Raw genomic sequence first — 17,714 nt, 5'->3', positions numbered from 1 at the left:
GAACGCGGCGGCACCGACGCCCACGATCACCAGGACCGCGAACACCCGCGCCGCACGCATTCCCCGCTCAGCCGTGAACATCACGCCACGGCCTTCTCATCCGCCAGCCGCTCAGCCGCATCGTGCAGCATCAGAATCTGCGACAGAGCCGCCGACACCGTGCGAGCATCCTCGATCGAGAACACCAACGCCGCAGCACCGGTATCGAGGGTCAACTCAACCGACACACCGGCCTTGACGTCGATGCCGTCGATCCGGCGGGCGGGACAGTACTCAACCGCCACGCCATCCCAGCCCGAACGAGTAATCATCATGTGCGACATAGCCGGTCACGCCGCCTTCTCGTCGGCCGGACGCGAGGCCCCGACGTTGTTCGGGGGACGCTTGGCGCCGGAGTTGTCGCCCTTGATGCCGGTCGCGCGGATGTTGAAACCCAGCGACTTGTACTCACCGGTGCCGGCGACCTTCGGCTTGATCTGCAAGCCCTCCAACTCGACCGGGGTGAAACCGGGAGCGAGCTCCGGAGCGGCCGGGACGGGCTGCACATCGGAGACGAACACGATGTCGAAACCGGCCTGCCTGGCGTTGCCGCCGGACGGGTCCATGAAGGTGCCCTTCCACATCCGCTTACCGGTGCCGTTGCCGTCCTTGTCCAGGTCGATCTTGTGACGCTTCGGCGCGTTGCGGTCCTGGCTGAACTCCGTCACCGCGGAAATCTCGCCCAGCAGGTAGAGGCCCATCGGAAACGCCTCGTGAAACTCCGGGGTGAACCAAACATCCTTCAAAGCCATTGCACTCACTCCTCTTGCGTCGGTTGGTTTTTCAAGCTCGGAGCGCTTCGTCTCGCTGCTTGATGCCTTCGACGTTACTGGACCTACCTAGTCTTGTCTATACCTGTCTAGGTAACGACTTCCTACACCCCCGTAGCTAGGCAGGTGAGTACACTGGCCCCGTGCCTGGCGAGCTGAAAGACCCGGATGATCTGCGGCCCGTATACCTGCGGATCGCGGATGATCTGCGCAGCAGGTACACGCCAGGCGGGCAACTGCCATCTGCGCCCAAGCTCGCTGACGAGTGGGGTGTAGCCCGCGAAACGGCGCGAGCAGCGATCGATGTCTTGCGCAACGAGGGACTTGTTGTCGCCTGGCAGGGGCGCGGGACGTTCTTCCGCGTGAAACCGGATGACGAGGAAGCCGCCGGCGATGACGATGCGGTACTCGCCCGAATCGACCGAATCATGACTCGGCTCGATGAGTTCGAGAGTCGGCTGGCAGCTCTTGAAGGTTTTCGAGACGGCCAAGCCTCGCAGTAAGCCCCGCCAGTCGGGCTTCGGTGATCGCAAGTCGCGCCTCGATCTCCGCCCGTCTCCCACCGCTGTTATTCATGCGAATAGCAAATCTCGGGTGGGTATGGCAGCGAACCATGTGAAAGACCATGTGAATTCGCGCGCCCCCATGCGCGACCCGTGCAGGTCACACCGGCCGCGTATCATCAGCGGCGGATCGAGATGTCGTCTCGGGAAGTGGGGTGACTGTAGTGGCCGAGCAGAACAAGGCTCTCAGAGACCTGATCGTTCAGGCAGGCATGTCATGGGCAGGGCTCGCCAAGCGAGTGAATGCCCTGGGTGCCGACGAGGGCGAAGCGCTCCGCTACGACTACACGGCGGTAGGTCGATGGGTGAAGCAAGGTCAGAAGCCACGAGGAAGCACCCCCAGCCTGATCTGCCGCGCGCTGTCCGAGAAGCTTGGCCGGCGCGTCCGTCCAGCCGAGATCGGTATGGAAGACTCCAGTTCCCTCGCCTCTCGTAGTCTCCTGTACTCGCCGGACCCCGACGCGACCCTTGAGACGCTTAATGATCTTGGAACCGCCTACACCGCTGGCGAGTTCGCCGCCCCATTCATTCTCGCTGCACTTGCCGCACCCAGCAGAGATTGGCTCTTGGCCAGCTTTGAAGAAGTGAGCAGCGAGCGCGGACCTCGGGTCATCGGTATGCACCAGGTCTCCGGTATTCGGGACATGTTCGCCCTGTTCCAAGAGATGGACGTCATGCGGGGCGGCGGTCATGCACGCGCCGCGTTGGTGAATTACATGAACACCACCGTAATTCCGCTCATCCGCAGCCAACACCAACCAGCCGTTCAGGCGGCTCTCTACGATGCGGCGGCAGAGCAGGCGTACCTGATCGGCTGGATGGCTTACGACGACGGAGAGCACGGGGTTGCTCAGAGGTATCTCATTCAGGCATTGCGCCTGTCTCAGGCCGCAGGAAACCGCGTTCTCGGAGCCCACGTCTTGGCAGGGATGTCAGACCAAGCCAACCTCCTTGGACACTCTCACGAAGCCGTTGCCCTCGCACGTGCAGGGCTGCACGGGATCGCCCCGCAGGACTCGGCGGCATGCTACGCCGACCTCAGCATCCTGGAAGCGCGGGCGCTAGCACGTCTCGGCGATGCAAGGGGCACGACAAAGGCGGTGGCCCGAGCCGAAGCGAACTTCGAGAAGATCGAAGCCGACAACGAGCCCGAGTGGGCGCGCTTCATCGATCGCGCCTACTTCTACGGCGAAGCAGCGTATTGCTTCCGCGACCTCAACCAGCCCGACGAGATTGATCGTTTCGCCGGTTTGTCGATTCAGGAGTGTCTTGACCAGCGCCGTGCTCGCCGCGGCAGCCTGAGCCAGGCTGCCGTAGCCTCCGCTTTCTTGCAGCGCAACGAGGTAGAGGCCGCAGCGCATCACGCGGTAAACGTTGTGAAACTTACGACCACGGTCAACTCCTCTCGAAGTCTGCAAGCGGTCACCGATCTCCAGCGGACTTTGAAGCCGTACGACTCAGTGCCAGCTGTGCAGGATTTCAATCGGCAGGCAGCCGAGTTGCTAGGACTGGCTGCGTAGGACTGTCCCCATATCCTCGGATTGTGGACACCCCATCACGCAAAAAGCCTGCGGCACAGCGCATAGCCGACGCCATCCGTTCTGATATCGAGGCTGGCAATCTTCGGTATGGTCAGCCTCTCCCCTCTACACGCGAACTCGCAGGCGAATGGGGAGCGAGCAGCGCAACCGTCACGCAAGCAATGAATGTGCTTGCTGCGCAAGGCTATATCGTGAGCAAGGACCGATCGGCACGGATTGTCTCCAGACCCCAGTCCCATGGTGACACGCCAGACGGGACGGATGCGCTCGCCAAGATTCGGGCGATATCGGATGCCGTCATCCGCGCAAGGACCGCTGGCGACCTGATCAGCGAGTATCAAATACTGATCGCTCAACTGGTCGAGATTCGACAGACCGCCATCGAGGACGCACACGCCGCAGGTGTCTTATACGCCGACATCGCCGAACAGCTTGGGCTCACCAGAGGACGGATCAGCCAGCTTCGGAAGCCGCGGCAATAGCTCGGTAAGCACCCTTCTTATCGGCTGCGCTGCGTAGCCGATCCCTCCGCACCAGTTGCGGTCGGCCATACACCTTTGCCAGCAAGTTGCGCATTCTCGCCTGTGTCCACCTCTCGGCGATCGCACGGCGTTGTCCACTGTCGCCGCCGCCGCACTTCGCCGCGCAGCCGCCGGACCTCCGGCAGGCTGCGGTCCGGCGGGCGCGTCGGTGCGTCGGCGGCACCCCGAGCGCGCTACGCCTAGGTACCTGACTGGCTCACTTCCTGCATCGAACAACCGAGGCAGTGCTGGGCGCGACGTCAGCCGTACCCGACCTGGCCTCCCGCAGTCGGGACCGAAGGCACCGGCAACCAGCCCAGTCAACCGGCTGTGGTCACCACCGGTAGCCGATCCCCGAGGAAGCTCACCAGGATTCCGGTAATGGTGCCGGCGCAGTTCGGTTCCGCACCAGCAGGTTTCGGCGCTCACCGATCCTTCCCCATTGCTATGGACGATCTGCCGAAGGCATACCACCGGCCTAGGGCACTCCAAAGGGCGCATTCGCGTCAGCTTCGCTGATGGGCATTCGCCCACCCTTTTCCGCACCCCACACCGATGGTCTGGACAAGCCCAGATCGACCACAGCAACGAGGAAGGACCTCCCGATGAGCACCACCACCACTTACATCTGCGGAATCCGCGGTTGCGACGCCCCCACCACCGAAATCCAGCCCGCTCTGTTCGGACGCACCACCTACCGCTGCCGGCCGCACCACCTCCAGGACCTCGCCAGCCAGGCCGCCGCCGACGCCTACGACCCCGCAGCCGCCTACGAGTGACCCGGAGGGGGCTCCGGCCCCCTTCCCACCGCTTCGGCCACCGGCAGCGCCGCCGGTGAGTGAGTCGCCAACGACGTCGACTCCGGCCGATCACCCCGGTGCTGGTCACACCGGGACACCGGTCACCCGGTGCGGACGACGGTCCTTCCGTCCGCATCGGGTCACCGCCACGGTTTCAGTTCGCGCGCTGCCGAATTCGCCTTATATCTATAGATAGAAGGAGTGCCGGCCCCCGACTCACGCTGGGTCAGCTGTCTTCCTTGCGGTGGGCGGTCCAGTGCAGTTCGAACCATGTCCGCTGCTCCGGAGTGATCGGGATCGTGAGTGGCTTGCCGTGCAACTCGCCGTAGGTCGCGAAACCGCGGTATCCGTCGGAGACGTCGATCAAGTCGTTGCCGTCGACGGCGATCTCCCCGCGGTCGAACAGCGTGTGCAGGTCCCGGCGCAGCAGGATCCCGCCGTGCTCATGATGCTTGCCAACCTTGGCGTAGCTGTACAGGTGGCAGGCGTCCAACACCGTCTCGGGCAGGTCCCCGGTGAACGCACACCGCGCCTTGTACTTGGCCAGCAAGCTTTTGCGGAATTCTTTTTGCCCGAGCCGTACCCGGGTCGGCCGTGTGGTGTGACCGCCCTGGATCTGCTTCGCCACCGCGTCGAGCGGGCCAAACACGTCCGCGCCAGCCACTCCTATCGCCGCGGCTCGGAACGCGGCCCAGTCCAACGCCCGGAAACTGTTCTGCGACTTCGGTTTGTCACAGAACGCTCGAAGTTCCTTCGCGGTGAAGTCGCCGGCCAGATCCACCCAGGCTTGTCCGTGGTCGGAACGGAAGGTCTCGACATCGACGTCTTCGAAGTCCGGATCGTCGAAGAGGTTGCCGCACCTACCGCAGCGGAAGATGGGGCGCATCGTTTTGCGCGCTTCGTAGTTCGTCGTTCGGCATTTCGCGTTCGTGCATCGACCGCGACGCTTCACCGCTCGGCCGGTCGTGATCTTCTCGATGACCGACGCACCCAACGACTCAATCTCGTCCCACAACACCACGATGTCGCCAGGACGGACGTTGCGATGGTTGGGAACCGTACTGTCCCAGCTATATCGGCGCGAAGGGTCGTCATCGTACTTGTCGCCGCCACCCAACCGGCGATACGCCGCCTTGGACATCACCAACCACGCCTGGCGATCCTTCGCGTCGGGCAACGACGCCACATCCTTCTTCGCCACAACTCCCCATAACGACTCAGAAGCCGCGCACCCCACGCGGCCGGCACAGGATCAGTATGGGCACACCCTCCGACACGTACCGACCGATCCGGGGGTAGTTGCGCGACCTCCGGCCGCGTGGCCCTGGTTGTGGCCGGCCTGCATTGTGATCCCGCGCCCCTCCAGCCTCAAGGGCGCCTACGGCGTCAGCTTCGCTGATGGGCATCCGCCCACCCTTGACCCCGGAGCCTCTACGCGAGAAGGGCAGGCCATAGCGGGCAGGCGGAAGCCAGCCCACCCATGTACGCATCCCGACCACAACCAGGGCCACGTGTGGGCATCCTCTGGCTGTGCGTCGCTGCTGAAAGACGCCAAGGCAGAAGCAACACGCAAGGTCGAGGGGTTCAGCTGGGGCCAGATCCGATCTTGTAGACGGAACCGCCTGGCTGTCTGCGACCGGAATTCTCATGAGGAGTGGGTACGACTGATCGCAAGACAGCAGGGGGAATAGCTAGAGGCTCCGCAGCGGCTCTGTATGGCCGATGTCCGAACCGTCGGCTGAGGAGAGTCCACAACAGCAGTGGGCTCTCATTGCCCACTTCCACGGGCTCTTCCTTTCGCCAGCCCTTAGCCGATAGCTGAACGAAAAGTGATCTCTTGCGGCTGTCGCTAATCAGATCGAGGGCGGCCGCTCGCATGATCAGAGCTTGAATCGAGACGCCCCAAGTCGCCTTGATTCTGGCGTAGTCCGTCAGATTCGTTTTGTCGGAGAGGATGTCGACTGCTCGAGACTGCGGAACGAGTAGCGCCGCCGCGAACTTGTTCGCCTCATCTTCGGGGTCTACAGCTCGCGGACGGAAGGTGTGCAGCACCATGTGCCCAACTTCGTGCGCAATCGTGAAGCGTTGCCGGTCTCCGTGAGTACCGGGAAAAAAGCCTACGAGCCCGATGGATCCCAAGCCTCCCCAGTACGAAGCTCCAAAATGCCCGCCACCAACAGGCGCTTCGTCGCCATCGATTTGGGAAGGAACTAGCGGCGCAACCGCAACCCCAGCGCGCTCAAGTGCTCGCGTCAGGTGTGGGATCGGAGCATTTGGCGCTAATCGCAGTGCTTCTCTCGTTTGGTCGGCGATCTCATTGATTTCCTCATCAGAGAGCGATTCCTTGCTGACGAACGGCAGATCCGCGACCGGGTACTTGCTCTCGCTGATCAAGCCGTCCGACACTCGATAGCTCTCGCCGTACCAACGATGAATCCGGCGCGTCATGGTTTTGCTCGCGCCGGATAGCTTCCGAAACCGTAGCGAATCCAAGGGGATTGAGCTCGACTCGACATGGAAGAAGCTGACGGGGGTGCCGGTCACGTTTGCGATCAGCTCTAGCTCAGCGTCGGTGGCATCGCGAGATTGGGTCTCCACATCGGAGACCCACGTCTGGCCCAGGCCTGTCATGTCGGACAACTGCTTCTGTGTGAACCCGAATAGTTCACGTAACGCACGTAGCCGTTCACCCGGAGAGGCCGGGAGCATCATCACCACCTTCCTCTTCCCCCGCGTCGGGCATCCACAGATCCAAGCCTTCGTCAGTAGGCAAGAACTCCAGCTCGGACAGCTCTTCAGCGGTCTCCGGGAGCACGAAGTCAAGGTCAGCCTTGGCTTTCTCACCGTACTTCCAGGCGCCAATAGTACGGACGATGCGGAAGGTCGGTGCCTTCGACTCTGGGTGTATAAGCCAGATGCCAAGGAGTCGATCGTTTGCCTCTCCTTCTATAGGCATCTGAGGCGGCAGCGATGGGTTGCTGTAGTAGGCCTTGCGCGCTCCGTTGGTGCCCGGAGGAGGGATGTGGTCGTCAACATGGGCATGCAACAGGCGCAACCGATAGCTCCCATCAGTCAGCCATAGAGCGCCGTTCTGGGCGTGATTGCCGCTCAAGATCCATGAGCCAAGAGTGCCGGGTGTCGCCTCGCGCAGCTTGTAATGAGCTAGCGCCCGGATGGTGTGGGTGGCAAACCACCGATAGAGGTCGTCGCCCTCTAGCTCAGGGAACTTCTCCAGCCGTGTCTGCTCGGCCCAAGCGAAGGTGTCATGAAGCGGTTCGCACAGATCGGAGAGTGCTGTACGAACCCGCTCCACGTGTTCCTTAATCATGGCGAAGATATTATCAGCCGAAAAGTTAAGTCGCACGGATGTTCGACCATGGATTTTGTCGCGTTGCACACAGAGCGACGGTGACGACACCGGTTGACGACAACGCTGACGACAACGACCGGCAACCAAAACCTTCGCGACAAGACCGCGCCAGAACCATTGGTGCTGCTCAGCGCTGTGTCACGACCCTCGTAATGAAAAGGTCGGGGGTTCGATTCCCCCAGGCGGCTCCATACTTCCTGGTAGAGCCGGTTTCCGGCTCCCATGATTCGGCCCCCGAGGGGCCGCAATCACAGCTAATTCCCAACTAATTCGGCTGACGTCGCAGGTCAGCGCGTTCCGCTGACAGCACGATCGAGCGCATCGGCAGCAGCGTGGTGGGCGCCTTGGTACAGCGGGGCTCGTGGTGACGTTCGAAGGTATGGATCCCGCGTTCGACCTGCCTGCGGGCGCTTCTGGGACCGACACCGGCCGAGCAGGTGGAAGACGCGTAGCGCGGTCACGGCTGTGGGAAAAATATGGGATGTGTCGGAATTCCGGCGCGATGAATCAATGGGAATATTCAGCTTCGACATTCTGCTCAGGTTCGATCGAATTGGTATTACCGATCCCGTCACGGTGATTTCCGCGGCTGGTTCGGTCGGGTGCCGGTGCAGCGGCTGCACTGCCTCGTCAGCGGCTGCCGGGTGGTGGTGGCTCTCCACTCGCAGGTCGTTCTCGCTGGTCAGCGCGGGTTAGGGCGGCGCGAGAATGGAGCAGAGCGGACACTGCTAGGGAATTTCCGGTCGCCGGCTTTTACGGCGGTAGGGCGTTTCAAGTCGTATACTCCCGTTATGGCGGATGATCAGTCCTCCACAGAATTTCCCGAGGCGCCCGTTCTTGTGGTGCAGACGCGAGAGCGCGTCTATCGGCTGCGCGCGGGAGGTTCATACAATGTCGGCCGCGATCTGGCAGCCGACATCGTGGTGACCGATCCGCGGGTATCTTCCGTGCACGCCGTCTTGGAGCGCGGGTCGGACGGTTGGGAAATCGAGGACGCGCACAGCCTCAACGGCACCTTTTTCGACGGTCAGCGCGTCGATCGGATGCTGATCGATCATGACGAGACGTTCCAGCTCGGTCACGCCGTGAACGGCGAGCAGTTGGCCTGTTCGGTGGAGGGGCAAAAAGGACAGCACGGCGGCGAGTCGTCCGGCGATATCGGCGGCGACACGATGCTCGTCCCCGATCCCGGCTACCAGCTCGATGATGAAGCCACGATGACGACGGTCCATCCGGGGGGCCGCCCCCGGCGGGTTGCGCGGTCGTCGCCTCCGACGGCTCATCCCACCGCGGTCGTCCGGATCGTCTCGGACACCCTCCGGATCGGGCGGGCCTCCGACAACGACATCGTCGTGCCCGACCTCATGGTTTCCCGTCATCACGCCGAACTGCGGGTGACCGGCGCAGGCGGGTATCGGGTCGTCGACCTCGACAGCCACAACGGCACCTACGTCAACGGCGCCCGGGTCGATTCGGCGGACCTGTCCGAATCCGACTTGATCGGCATGGGGCACACCACCTACCGGCTGGTCGGCGACGAACTGCGGGAGTACGTCGACACCGGTGACGTGTCGGTCTCGGTGCAGAACCTCATCGTGCGGACACCGGAAGGCAAGGTTCTCCTCGACGAGGTGAGCTTCCCGATTCCGCAGCGCTCGCTCGTCGGGGTCATCGGACCCAGTGGAGCGGGCAAATCGACGTTGCTCGGCGCGGTGACCGGGTTGCGTCCGGCGACAGAGGGGACGGTTCGTTACGACGGACGCGACCTCTACACCGACTACGACGAACTCCGCCACCGCATCGGACTGGTTCCGCAAGAAGACATCCTGCACAGCCAACTTCCGACGCGGCGCGCGCTACTGTACGCGGCCGAACTGCGCTTCCCCGGTGACACGCGCCCCGAGGAGCGCGAGCAGCGGGTCGACGAGGTCCTCGCCGAGCTCGGCTTGGCCCGGCATGCCGACACCCGCATCGATAGGCTCTCCGGTGGCCAGCGCAAACGGGTGAGCGTCGCACTGGAGTTGCTGACCAAACCGTCTCTGCTGTTCCTCGACGAGCCGACCTCCGGCCTCGACCCGGGCCTGGACAAGACGGTCATGGATATGCTGTCCGAACTGGCCCACGACGGGCGCACCGTGATCGTCGTCACCCATAGTGTCGCGAACCTCGATTCCTGCGACCGCCTCCTCGTGCTGGTACCCGGCGGTCGGCTGGCCTATTACGGACCGCCCGCGGAGGGGTTGCAGCAGTTCGGGCAGCGCAGTTGGGCCGAGGTGTTTCAGTCCTTCGAGCGCGAGGAGGACCGCGACTGGGCTGCTGAATTCCGGGAATCGCCACGCTTCGAGCAGTACGTGGCGGTCGGGCCGACCGACGATGTCGGCCCGGCGGACGTACACGCACCGGCACCCCCGCCCGCGTCGCAGTCCAAGCTCAGCCAGCTCAGTACGGTGTGCCGGCGATACCTGGCGGTCATCGCCTCGGACCGAAGTTACCTGGCGCTGCTCGGCGTGATGCCGCTGATTCTCGGTGGCTTGATCGCCGCGGTGCCGTCGGGCGAGGGTTTCGCCGGGGCGCCCGGAACAAACACCGATGCCCCCACCAAGCTCATGATCTTGATATTCGGTGCCTGTTTCATCGGCACCGGCAACTCGATTCGCGAGATCGTCAAGGAGCAGACGATCTACCGCAGAGAACGCGCGGCCGGACTGTCCGCAGGGGTCTACCTGATGTCGAAGCTCCTGGTCTTGGGCTTGATCACCATCGTGCAGGCGGCGGTGCTGTTCTTGATCGGCACCATCGGGGTGAGCATGCCGGCGAAAGGCGTATTCACCTCGGTCCCGCTGGAGTTGATCCTGGCGATGGCGATACTCGGCATCGCCTCGCTGGCGTTGGGCTTGCTGGTCTCGGTGTCGGTCAACACATCGGAGAAGACGCTGCCACTGCTGATTGTGCTGTCCATGGCGCAACTGGTGTTCACCGGCGGTTTGGTACGGCTGCCCGGCACCCCTGTTCTGGAACAGCTGTCCTACCTGTCGCCGTCCCGCTGGGGCTACGCTGCGGCAGCGTCCACCCTCGACCTGGACACCCTGTCGCCGCACAATGGCGCACCCGACCCGCTGTGGCGACATACCCTGGGCACGTGGCTGCTCGACATGGGGGTCGTCGCCGGCCTGGGGGCCGTCTTCCTCGCGCTGGCCGGATACCGGCTGTATCAGCTGCGTCCACGGCGGCGCGGCGCCCGCCCCGCACGGATTTGACGCCGACGAACCGATTACGTCACGACCTCGAAGACGTCGCCCGGCTTGATGTAGTCGTAGAAGGCCTTGGCGCCCCGGGGGCCGACCGGATGTAGCCGTGCGATTTCTCCTCGATCGGACCGCCTCTCGGGGATGATGGTGTTGGGTGTGCGGATTGCATCCAGCGCTTCACCGACCGGCCAGTGTACGGTTCGGATTCGACAGGAGCGGATATGACCGACGGCTCCGGCTCAGACAGCGGCTTCGGACGATCAACGGCCGGACTCGAATCCGGCGCGGTGGCCGCCTTCGCAGCCGCGTGGGAATCGGCTGCCCCGGCCCCGGCCATCAGCGATTACCTGCCCGACGCAGAGACCTTGCGCTTGGACGCGTTGATCGAACTGATCCGCGTCGACCTGCGCCAGCGCTGGCTGCGCCGGCCCGCGCTCACACCGTCCGGCGGACCCGAGCCGCCCCGCAAGCTGCTGCGGAACTACTGCGCGGAATTCGCCGAGCTGTCGCCGGACCGCGTTCCGGCCAGCCTGGTCTATGAGGAGTTCGTGATCCGCCGGCACAGCGGCGAGCGGGTCGATCCGCGCGAATATCTGCGCGAATATCCCGCGCAAGCGCCCGAGCTGAGCGAGTTGCTCAATGCCGACGACGAGGATCGCAGCACTCAACGCGCCGGTGCGGACCCGACTGCCATCGCCTCGACCATGGTCGCCCCCGAGGGCACCCGCACCACGGGCCACCTGTTCGCCGAACAGGAGACGACGGGATCGCAGGTCGCTCGGCTGGACAGCATCCGGGTAGGCGATTGCATCGATGATTTCGATCTGCTCACCGGGCTGGGTAGCGGAGCCTTCGCGCGGGTGTTCCTGGCCCGGCAGCGCTCGTTGCAGCGGCTGGTGGCGGTGAAGATCTCCGCCGACCGCGGCACCGAACCGCAGACGCTGGCCCAGCTCGACCACGACTACATCGTCCGGGTCTTCGACCAGCGGCTGCTGGGCGAACTGGACCCGCACGGCGATTCCCGCAGCCGCCGACTGCGGCTGCTGTACATGCAGTTTCTGCCCGGTGGCACCCTGCTGGGTCTGTTGCGCCGGGTCCGGTCCACCCCTGCCGACCAGCGCAGCGGTCGGTTGCTGCTGGCCGCGGTCGACGCCGCGATGGAGGAGAAGGGTGAGATCCGCCCGACCGATTCCAGCGTGCGCGCCGAGATCGCGGCGCTGTCGTGGCCGGAAACCGTGGCCTGGCTGGGCCGCCGGCTCGCCGAGGCGCTGGCCTACGCCGACGAGCACGGCGTGCTGCATCGCGACGTCAAACCGGCGAACGTGCTGCTCACCGCGGAGGCGGTGCCGAAACTCGCCGATTTCAACATCAGTTTCAGCCGCGAGGTGGCCGGCGCCAATCCGGTGGCGTACTTCGGTGGGTCGCTGTCGTACATGTCGCCGGAACAGTTGGAGGCCTGCCATCCCGGCTACCGCCGTTCCGCCGACGATCTGGATACCCGTTCCGACATCTACTCGCTGGGTGTGGTGCTGTGGGAGCTGCTGACCGGTGCCAAGCCGTTCGACGACAGCACCGCGGGTGAGCGCAGCGACTCCACCGCGCTGGGGGCGATGCTCGCACGTCGTCGTGCTGGTGTGGATTCTGCTGCGCTGCAACGGGTTCCGCCCGATTGTCCGGCGGCACTGTGCAGGGTGTTGCTGACCTGTCTGGCGCCCACGCGTGACAAGCGATGGTCCAACGGCAACGAACTGGCCCAGCAGTTCGAACTGTGCCTGGACGCGCGGGCCCGCGAACTGGTGGACCCGGCACCCACGAGCTGGCGTTTCCGGGCGCGGAGGTGGATGGTGCCGCTGGTGGTGCTGGCCTATGGCACCCCGAATGCGCTTGCGGCCGTGTACAATACGGTGCACAATCGAAACCTGATCATCGACCGGATGAGTGTGCCCGCCCAACAGACATGGTGGATTTTCACCATCACGGTGAACGCGGTCTTCTTCCCGGTGGGCGTCTTGACCGTGATGTACTTGTCGCGCTATCTACTCACCGTTCCGCGCGGTATGCGGCGCGGACGCGAATATGACTCCCGGATACTCGCCCGAGCCAGATCCGATGCCCTGCTGTTCGGTGATCGGTGTGTGGTGGTGGCGTTCTCGCTCTGGAGCCTGGCGGCGATTCTGTTCCCGCTCGTGCTGCACTTCGCGACCCACGAGCTCACCGGACAGGCGATCGTGCACTTCTTGGGCGGGCTGCTGGTGTGCGGCGCGATGGCGGTGGCATATCCGTTCTTCCTGGTGACGTTCTACTTGGTCCGCTGCGTCTACCCGCTGTTTCTTCGGCACGGCGACGTCAACCCCGAGGATGCGGTGCAACTGCGCCGGCTCGATCGCCGCTGCAACGGATATCTCGCGGTGGCGGCGTCGGTGCCACTGCTGGCGGTGGCCGGGGTGACATTCCTGCCGGTGAGCGATACTCCGAAGGTCATCGACGCCGTGCGGGTGTTGTGCGTGGGGTCCATCGTCGCCTTCGTGGTCGCCTATGTGCTGTTCCGGGCGCTCGAGGCCGATCTGCGCGCACTGGAGCGAGTGGTGGATCCTGAACATCAGGAGGCTGCCGGTCGGCCATGAGTTTCATGGATATCGGATCGGACCGCGGTTAATCCGCGGTGGCGGCGGTGGCACCTCCGAGTTCCTTCCCTTATCGGAAGGAAGCGGCGCGCCGACGACTCCGTTCGTCGTCGGACGCCGCGCGAAGCGATTGCTGCATCGCCTCTTCTGCGCCCTGTACAGCAGCTCATCCATCCGGTGAAGAGAGTTCGTTTCACTCCCGGATATCCGGGTATCGGATGTTTCGAGCCACCGCTGATCGCAGCCGGTCGCCGGATCGGTGCGAGGTGAGCGAAAGTGAGGAGATTGCTGTGATCACTCTCGGGGTTGTCCTTCTGGTTCTCGGTTTCCTGCTCGGGATTCCGATCCTGTGGACGTTGGGCATCATCGCGCTGGTCGTGGGGGCCGTGCTGGCTCTGATGGGAGCGCTGGGGCGCCCGGTGGCCGGCCGCGCGCACTACTTCTAGCGCACTCGGCCGCCGCGGACTACGCGCGGTAGCGGTGTGACCACGCGACCGCCCCGGAAACGCTTTCCGGGGCGGTTTTGCATCTACCGCGCGCACTCACCGAAGCAGCAGAGTTCGGTGGCGGGACCGTTATGCCAGCAGGATGTGCTGGCGGACGTCGATGTAGCCGTCGCGGAACAGGTCTGCGCAGCCGGTGAGGTAGCGGACGTAGCGGTCGTAGACGGTGGGGGAGGTCAGGGCGATGGCTTCGGGGCGGTGGTCGCGGAGGGCCTGGGCCCAGAGGTCGAGGGTGTGGGCGTAGTGCGGTTGCAGGGATTGGACGTCGTGGAGGGTGAAGCCGGCCCGTTCGGCGTATTCGCCGATCCACTGGGGCTGCGGGAGTTGGCCGCCGGGGAAGATCTCGTCGATGACGAACTTGCTGAATGCCAGATATTCGTGGGTGACGGGGATGCCCATCTCACGCAGTTGGTGGCGGTGGAAGCCGATGATGGTGTGCAGCATCATGCGGCCGTCCGGGGGCAGCAGGTCGTGGCAGCGGTCGAAGAACGCGTCGTAGCGTTCGCGCCGGAAGTGTTCGAAGGCTCCGATCGAGACGATCCGGTCGACCGGCTGGTCGAATTCCTCCCAGCCGCGCAGGTACACCTCACCGGTGCCGGGCGGCAGGCCGTCCAGCAGGTCGCGCACGTGCTCGTACTGGTTGCGGCTCAGCGTCAGGCCGATCACGCGCACGCCGTATTTCTCGACGGCGCGCATCATGGTGGAGCCCCAGCCGCAGCCGATGTCGAGCAGCGTCATGCCCGGATGCAGATCGCATTTGCCGAGCGACAGGTCGATCTTGGCGAGCTGTGCCTGTTCCAGGGTGAGGTCCGGTTCGCGGAAATACGCGCAACTGTAGGTGCGCGTGGGATCCAGGAAGAGAGCGAAGAAATCGTCGGACAGGTCGTAGTGGGCCTGCACGTCGGCGTAGAACGGTGACAGATCGGTCATGGTGACCTCTGGTGGTCGGTTTCGGGAACGTTCTGCCTCTGAAACGAGATACCCCGGCGGTGGGTTCGCCCCGCCCGCCGCACCATGCGCGCTCGACCAGTATGCACCTCTCGCTGCGGTGGGGTGGCGCGATCGGCGGATCGGCCGAGCCCGGCGAAGCCGTCAATCGGCCCGGCGTGCCGTCCCGCTCTCCCAGGCGTGGCCGCGCAGCAGGCGCAGACCGTTGAGTCCGACGATGACGGTGGAACCTTCGTGACCGGCGACGCCCAGTGGTAGCGGAAGGTGGCCGACGAGATCCCAGGTGATCAGGACGGCGATGAATATCGCGGCGATGATCAGGTTGGCGATCACGACGCGGCGCGCGCGACGGGACAGGGCGATGACCGCGGGGACGGTGGTCAGGTCGTCGCGGATGACGACCGCGTCCGCGGTGTGCAGGGTGAGGTCGGACCCGTTGCCGCCCATGGCGATTCCGGCGTGGGCGGCGGCGAGCGCGGGTGCGTCGTTGATACCGTCGCCCACGGCGGTGACGCGGTCGCCCGCGGCTTCCAGTTCCGCGATCGCGGCGACCTTACCTTCCGGCAGCAGGTCGGCCCGGATGTCGGTGAGTCCGAGGCGGGCGCCGAGCTGCCGGGCGGCGGCGAGATTGTCGCCGGTGAGCAGCACCGGTGCGGCTCCGGTGATTTCGGTCAGAGCGTCGACGGTATCCGCTGCTTCGGGGCGCGTCTGATCGGTGATGCCGAGAATCGCGATGGTTCGGCGATCGCGCCGCACGATCACAGCGGTGTGCCCCGCGTTCTGTATCTCGGCGACGACTGCCGCGGCAGCGGCGTCGGCCGAATCCAAGAGCGCAGCAGGCGATCCCACCCCGATGCGGTGACCGTCCACCGTGGCGGTGACCCCGCGTCCGGGCTGTGCGCTGAAGTCCTCGACGGACGGCAGCGTGAGTCCGCGCTCGCGACCGGCCCGGACGACCGCGGTGGCCAGCGGATGCTCGCTGGAATATTCCGCACCAGCGGCCCAGCGCAGGACCTCCTCCGCCGTGCCCGGGCAATCGGGCAGCACACGGATGTCGGTGAGTTCGGGCACGCCGCGGGTGAGCGTGCCGGTCTTGTCGAAGGCCACGCGGGTGGTGCTGCCCAGACGTTCCATCACGACCGCCGATTTCACGAGGACGCCGTGCCGGCCGGCATTGGCGATCGCGGCGAGCAGGGGCGGCATGGTGGACAGCACCACCGCGCACGGCGAGGCGACGATCATGAACGTCATGGCGCGAAGCAGCGAATCCCGCAGCGCCGCACCGAAGAACAGTGGCACGGCGAAGACCGCGAGCGTCACCGCGACCATGCCCACCGAATAACGCTGCTCGATCTTCTCGATGAACAGCTGCGCCCGCGCCTTCGTCCGGCCGGCCTGTTCGACCAGGGCGGCGATCCGGGCCACGACGGAGTCCTCGGCGCGGCGACCGACCCGCACCCGCAGGACACCGGTGCCGTTCGAGGTTCCGGCGAACACGTCGTCACCGGGCGATTTGTCGACCGGCATGGGCTCACCGGTGATGGTTGCCTGATCGACTTCGCTCGCGCCCGCGACGACCGTGCCGTCGGCCGCGATGCGATCGCCCGGGCGGACCAGGATCACATCGCCGACCGCGAGATCGGCTGCCCTGACGATCGTTTCGACACCGTCGTCGATTCGGGTGGCGGTGTCGGGTGCCAGATCGAGCAGTCCGCGCACCGAATCCTCGGTGCGCGCGGTCGCGAACGCCTCCAGCGCGCCCGAGGTGGCGAAGATGACGATCAGCAGCGCGCCGTCGGTGACCTGCCCGATCGCGGCGGCGCCGATCGCGGCCACCACCATCAGTAGATCGACGTCCAGCGTCCTTTCGCGCAGGGCGCGCACTCCGGCCAGGGCGGGTTCCCAGCCGCCGGCGAGGTAGCAGGCCAGATAGAGCGACCACCACACCTCGGGGGGTGTGTGCAGGATCCGGGCCACCGAGCCGATCGCGAAGAGCAGGAGAGCCGCTGCGGCCCAACGGATTTCGGGAAGTGCGAACAGCCGGGTCCGCCGCGCGGGTATCGCCGTGAGCGCGGCGGGACGCGTGGCGGCCGGTGCTGACACGAAAAACCTCCGAGGATCGGGAGCGGGCAACCTGAGAATAACAGAACACGTGAAGAGGTCTTCATGTATACCTGGTCGGCTAAACTTCACCGTTATGGGACATGGCGTCGAGGGCCGCGATCGGCCGATCGCCCGGCTGGACGGTGAGTCCGCCGCGCATGTGGCGACCACCCTGCAAGCCCTGGCCACGCCAAGCCGGCTGCTGATCCTCAGTGAATTGCGCCAGGGGTCGCGGCCCGTCTCCGAGCTCGCCGAGGCGGTGGGGATGGAGCAGTCCGCCGTCTCTCATCAGCTCCGTCTGCTGCGCAACCTCGGGCTCGTCACCGGAACCCGCGCCGGGCGCAGCATCGTCTACAGCCTGTACGACACGCACGTCGCGCAGTTGCTCGACGAGGCGGTGTATCACAGCGAGCATCTGCGTCTCGGCCTGTCCGATCGACCGCGAACGGCCGGCTGAGAACGTCTTCTCGGCACAGTGATCCGGTGTATTCGCCGGCTTTCCTTGTCTGCGCCCGTCGATTTCGGCGCTTCGACGGTCTCGCTCGCGCATTGGGTCGATCCTGCGATCTCCCCGGCGGGCCTGCTCTCCCAGCGCCGTCGCGTGCGGCAATCCCCAACGGTTGACAACGCCTCCGCTCTAGCGCACACTGCTCTTATTAGAGAGCGCTGCTCTCAAGTTAGCGA

General features: G+C 64.9%; 15 protein-coding genes. 8 read left to right on the top strand and 7 right to left on the bottom strand.

The window, feature by feature from the left end; all coding sequences use genetic code 11:
• Window positions 1-80: 80 nt before the first annotated feature.
• Window positions 81-323 (bottom strand): hypothetical protein, encoded by a 243-nt coding sequence (locus IG65_RS0124960; protein ID WP_156055758.1) that lies wholly within the window; start codon window positions 321-323, stop codon window positions 81-83.
• A 6-nt stretch (window positions 324-329) separates the two neighbouring features.
• A complete protein-coding gene (locus IG65_RS0124955; protein ID WP_030517387.1) occupies window positions 330-791 on the bottom strand; it encodes a hypothetical protein in 462 nt (153 codons plus the stop codon).
• 161 nt (window positions 792-952) lie between these two features.
• On the opposite strand from IG65_RS0124955, the gene IG65_RS37095 reads away from it, so the two are divergent.
• The 4 genes from IG65_RS37095 (at window position 953) to IG65_RS37955 (ending at window position 4,213) form a co-directional block, all read left to right on the top strand.
• Window positions 953-1,312: a GntR family transcriptional regulator gene (locus tag IG65_RS37095; RefSeq protein ID WP_231509406.1), complete on the top strand. Its 360-nt coding sequence runs from the start codon at window positions 953-955 to the stop codon at window positions 1,310-1,312.
• A 224-nt stretch (window positions 1,313-1,536) separates the two neighbouring features.
• Window positions 1,537-2,892, top strand: coding sequence for a hypothetical protein (locus tag IG65_RS0124945; protein WP_030517385.1), 1,356 nt, complete (start codon window positions 1,537-1,539; stop codon window positions 2,890-2,892).
• A gap of 23 nt (window positions 2,893-2,915) precedes the next feature.
• Window positions 2,916-3,395, top strand: coding sequence for a GntR family transcriptional regulator (locus tag IG65_RS0124940; RefSeq protein ID WP_231509405.1), 480 nt, complete (start codon window positions 2,916-2,918; stop codon window positions 3,393-3,395).
• Between the two features lie 644 nt (window positions 3,396-4,039).
• Window positions 4,040-4,213: a hypothetical protein gene (locus IG65_RS37955; protein WP_156055757.1), complete on the top strand. Its 174-nt coding sequence runs from the start codon at window positions 4,040-4,042 to the stop codon at window positions 4,211-4,213.
• Window positions 4,214-4,460: 247 nt separating this feature from the next.
• Here IG65_RS37955 and IG65_RS0124930 read toward each other — a convergent pair whose 3' ends face one another.
• The 3 genes from IG65_RS0124930 to IG65_RS0124925 form a co-directional block, all read right to left on the bottom strand.
• Complete coding sequence (locus tag IG65_RS0124930) at window positions 4,461-5,435, bottom strand: HNH endonuclease signature motif containing protein (RefSeq protein ID WP_081879742.1); 975 nt, start codon at window positions 5,433-5,435, stop codon at window positions 4,461-4,463.
• Between the two features lie 383 nt (window positions 5,436-5,818).
• Complete coding sequence (locus tag IG65_RS37090; RefSeq protein ID WP_231509407.1) at window positions 5,819-6,946, bottom strand: ImmA/IrrE family metallo-endopeptidase; 1,128 nt, start codon at window positions 6,944-6,946, stop codon at window positions 5,819-5,821.
• A complete protein-coding gene (locus IG65_RS0124925; protein WP_197039910.1) occupies window positions 6,921-7,631 on the bottom strand; it encodes a hypothetical protein in 711 nt (236 codons plus the stop codon). Before IG65_RS0124925 ends, IG65_RS37090 begins: the two co-directional genes overlap by 26 nt.
• Window positions 7,632-8,206: 575 nt before the next feature.
• On the opposite strand from IG65_RS0124925, the gene IG65_RS0124920 reads away from it, so the two are divergent.
• From IG65_RS0124920 to IG65_RS38635, 3 genes are all read left to right on the top strand, one after another.
• Entirely contained in the window at window positions 8,207-10,861 is a 2,655-nt protein-coding gene (locus IG65_RS0124920) for an FHA domain-containing protein (RefSeq protein ID WP_156055756.1), read from the top strand.
• A gap of 212 nt (window positions 10,862-11,073) precedes the next feature.
• Window positions 11,074-13,476 (top strand): serine/threonine-protein kinase, encoded by a 2,403-nt coding sequence (locus IG65_RS0124915; RefSeq protein WP_051756818.1) that lies wholly within the window; start codon window positions 11,074-11,076, stop codon window positions 13,474-13,476.
• Window positions 13,477-13,766: 290 nt separating this feature from the next.
• A complete protein-coding gene (locus IG65_RS38635; RefSeq protein WP_167356738.1) occupies window positions 13,767-13,922 on the top strand; it encodes a DUF6131 family protein in 156 nt (51 codons plus the stop codon).
• 129 nt (window positions 13,923-14,051) lie between these two features.
• Here the strand turns inward: IG65_RS38635 and IG65_RS0124905 are convergent, their stop codons facing one another.
• The gene (locus IG65_RS0124905; protein WP_030517379.1) at window positions 14,052-14,909 is read right to left on the bottom strand and encodes a cyclopropane mycolic acid synthase family methyltransferase; all 858 of its coding nucleotides are present in this window, start codon (window positions 14,907-14,909) and stop codon (window positions 14,052-14,054) included.
• A 162-nt stretch (window positions 14,910-15,071) separates the two neighbouring features.
• Window positions 15,072-17,030, bottom strand: coding sequence for a heavy metal translocating P-type ATPase (locus IG65_RS0124900; RefSeq protein ID WP_030517378.1), 1,959 nt, complete (start codon window positions 17,028-17,030; stop codon window positions 15,072-15,074).
• Window positions 17,031-17,124: 94 nt separating this feature from the next.
• Between IG65_RS0124900 and IG65_RS0124895 the strand changes: the two genes are divergently transcribed.
• Window positions 17,125-17,487: a metalloregulator ArsR/SmtB family transcription factor gene (locus tag IG65_RS0124895; RefSeq protein WP_030517377.1), complete on the top strand. Its 363-nt coding sequence runs from the start codon at window positions 17,125-17,127 to the stop codon at window positions 17,485-17,487.
• Window positions 17,488-17,714 lie beyond the last annotated feature (227 nt).

Source organism: Nocardia sp. NRRL WC-3656 (assembly GCF_000720265.1).
GTDB classification, from domain to species: domain Bacteria; phylum Actinomycetota; class Actinomycetes; order Mycobacteriales; family Mycobacteriaceae; genus Nocardia; species Nocardia nova.
Note: the sequence above shows the minus strand (reverse complement) of the source record. Positions and strands in the feature narration are given on the sequence as shown.